At 64.5% G+C, this 3,205-nt stretch carries 2 protein-coding genes; both read left to right on the top strand.

Annotated elements, in window-relative coordinates; all coding sequences use genetic code 11:
• Nucleotides 1-121 precede the first annotated feature (121 nt).
• Nucleotides 122-2,431 carry an EAL domain-containing protein gene (locus AC2VLV_RS10515; protein WP_486989937.1) on the top strand — a complete coding sequence of 770 codons (2,310 nt, stop codon included), beginning with the start codon at nt 122-124 and terminating at the stop codon, nt 2,429-2,431.
• A 35-nt stretch (nt 2,432-2,466) separates the two neighbouring features.
• Nucleotides 2,467-3,205, top strand: a 739-nt coding sequence (locus AC2VLV_RS10520; protein WP_486989938.1) for a CHASE3 domain-containing protein, incomplete at its 3' end; no start/stop codon positions are given.

Raw genomic sequence — 3,205 nt, forward strand, 5'->3', positions numbered from 1 at the left:
AAACAAACCACGCGGCCTGCTGCGGGTAAGGCCCGGGCGGCTACCGAGGACAGCCTGCCGGTGCTCACGCAACTGCAGCCGGAATTCGTGCGGTTCTAAGTCCCTTCTCCACACCCGCATCATGTCGTCCCTGTTTTCCACCGCACCGCCCCGCACCGCCGCACCCCTGCACGTGCACGCGCTGCGCGGGCTGATCATCGCGGCGAGCTGGATGCTCGCGGCGCAGCTCACGGTGCAGTGGTTTCGCATCGACCACCTGCCTTTTTCCATCATCTGGCCAGCCAATGGCATCGCCTACGGTTTCGTCGCCGCCTACGGCGCGGCCGCAGTCGCCCCTGCAGCTTTAGGCGTGCTGATCTGGAATGCGCTCATCCAGCAGCAGCCCTTCTCAGGCGCCTTGCTCGGCACGGGCAGCTTCGCCCTGTCGATGCTGCTGGCCGCCTGGGCGCTGCGCCGTCTGCGCACCGCGCCCGACGACGACCGCACCGCCGTGCGCGACGCGCTGCAGTATTACGGCATCCTGCTCGGGTGCGTCGCGCTCGATCTCGTTCTGGGCATCGCGCAATATGTCAACACGCCCGAATGGCGCGTTTTGCCGCTGAATCTGCTGGTGTTCGTCTATGGCTTCTCGACCGCATTCGGCGTGTTGTTCTTCACCCGTGTGACCGAGCTGATCGTGCGAGACACTGAAGCGTGGCTGCACAAAACGCGTCCTTTGTGCACCGGCGCCCCGCAACATCGACAGGCGGCCCTGCTCTGGCTGCTGGCCTGGGCCTTGTTCACCGCGGGCAGCGCCTGGCTGATCCATCTGGGCGCCGACGCTTATGCCAGCTCGCTGCGCTACCTGGCCATTTTGTTGTTGGCGGTTCTGGTGTTCCGCTTCAGTTCCACCCTGTCGCATCTGGGGCTGATGCTCACTGGCGTGGCGCAAATGGTGCTGGCCAAACAGATGCTGGGCCACGGGGCCGATATCGCCTACAAGTGGGCCGATCAGTCGGTGCTGGTGGCCGTGTTCGGGGTCATCAGCCTGCTGGGCATCGCCACCATCGCGCAACAGCGCTGGGCGCAGCGCCAGATGGGCCGGCTGGCGCACGAAGACCTGCTGACCGGCCTGCTCAATGACCGCGGCTATGCGCGCGCCATCGAGTCGGCCGAGCCCCGGCCTTCAACCCACCTTCTGGGGGTCGAGATCATGCAGCTCGACGCCATTGAAGAACTCGTCGGCCCGCAACACAAGCAGGACGTCGAGCGCGCCATCGGTCACACCCTGCAGGAAGCCTGCGGGGGCGAATGCAGTCTGGCCCGCACGCATGACGGCTATTTCTCCCTGATCGCTCCCACGTTCGAAAAGGCGCAGCAAACCTCCGAGCGCGTCTGGAAGGCGCTCGACGGCCGCCGCTTCCAGTTCGACGACCAGGCTGTCTGGCTGCATGTGGCTATTGGCGCCGTGCCGCTGCGGCCCGAGCTGGGCGCCACCGAGCAGATGGCCTTGCTGGCGCTGGCCACCCAGGTGGCGGGCGACCGCTTTGACCACCGCATTCACTTCGCCCACGACGAGGGCGAATCGCTCATCGAACAGCGGCGCGCACAACGCCGCCTCATCAGCCTGATGGAAACCGCGCTGCGCGCCGAACCGTGGGACGACGCGCAAAGCCATGAAGGCAGCGTCTGTGGTTTTCAGCTTTATGCGCAACCCATTGTCGATCTGCATGGCGCTCCCGAAGTTTCCTTCGAGGTGCTGCTGCGCTGGCGGGTGGACGGTGAATTGCAGTCTCCGGCCGCCTTCCTGCCCTTGGCCGAGCGCCACGGCCTCATGCCGGCCATCGACCGCTGGGTGCTGCGCCACACCCTGCATCAACTCGCCGCCTTCCCTGCCGCACTGCCGCAACTGGGCAAAGTCTCGATCAATCTGTCGGGCAGCAGTCTTTCCGATGTGCAGCTACTCGACGATCTGCGGGGCGCGGTGCTGGGCAGCGGCATTCCAACCGACAAACTGTGCTTCGAAATCACCGAGACCACGGCCATTCGCAGCCCCGAGCAGGCTCTGGCGCTGCTGCGCGGCCTGCGCGCGCTGGGCGCGGCCGTCTCGCTCGACGACTTCGGCACCGGGCTGGCGAGCTTCGCCTATCTCAAGACCTTTCCGTTCGACCAGCTCAAGATCGACGGCATCTTCATCAAGAACCTCGCCGCATCCCGGCAAGACCAGACCATGGTGGCCGCCATCTGCACCGTGGCCCGCAGCATGGGCCTGCGCACCGTGGCCGAATTTGTCGAAGACGCGGCCACCATCGACATCCTGCGAAACAACGGCGTCGATGCCGTGCAAGGCTATGGCGTGGGCCGTCCCGAGCCCTTGTTGTCGGCTCTGGCCGATTTGTCACTGCCACCCGACTCACAAGTCACTCCAGCATCTCCCGGAGATCACGTATGAACACACTCCTTCAAAACCTCAGAATCCGCACCAAAATGTCCCTTTCTTCAGGGCTGGTGTTTCTCCTGTTCATCGCCGCGATGGGGGTCAGCCTCAGCGGCATGTCCCACATTCAAGGCAAGTTCGACACCTATATTCACACCGACCTTGCCTACGAACACCGCTTGCAGGAGATGTACGCCCAAGGTCTGCAATCGGGCCAGGCCTTGCGCAATGTGGTGCTCGACCCCGCCAACAAACAGGGCTATGCCAACCTGAAAGCGGCGCAGGCGGACTTTGATACCGCCCTGCAAGGCGCACAGAAGCTTGCTGCCAACAACCCGGCGCAGAGCAAGGCGCTGGCGGAAGTCGCCAGATTGCGGCAACAGCAGGTTGCGGTTTTCCCCCACGTGATCTCGATCGCCAAAGAAGATCAGATGGCCGCTTCGCTCGTCATCAGCAAAGAGGAAACCCCGCTGTGGCGGCAAGTCCGCAAACAGATTCTCGACCTCATCGCCCAACAGCGCGCCAAAGGCAAGCAAACGCAATCCGAGGTCGATCAAATGGCCAACGCCGCCTGGACCTGGAGTGCGGTTGGCGCAGGCATCGCCCTCGTTCTGGGCATTGTGTTCACCTGGCTGCAGATTCGCTCCATCACCCGTCCCTTGAGCGAAGCCGTCTCTGTCGCGCAGCGTGTCGCCGAAGGCGATCTGTCGGTGCGGGTGGCTTCCCGCCCGGCGCAGAGCCGCCTCAAGGCGGGCGGCGCCCCCTCGGGGGGCAGCGAGCGCGAAGCGC

This window comes from Thiomonas sp. TH-17, assembly GCF_057473305.1.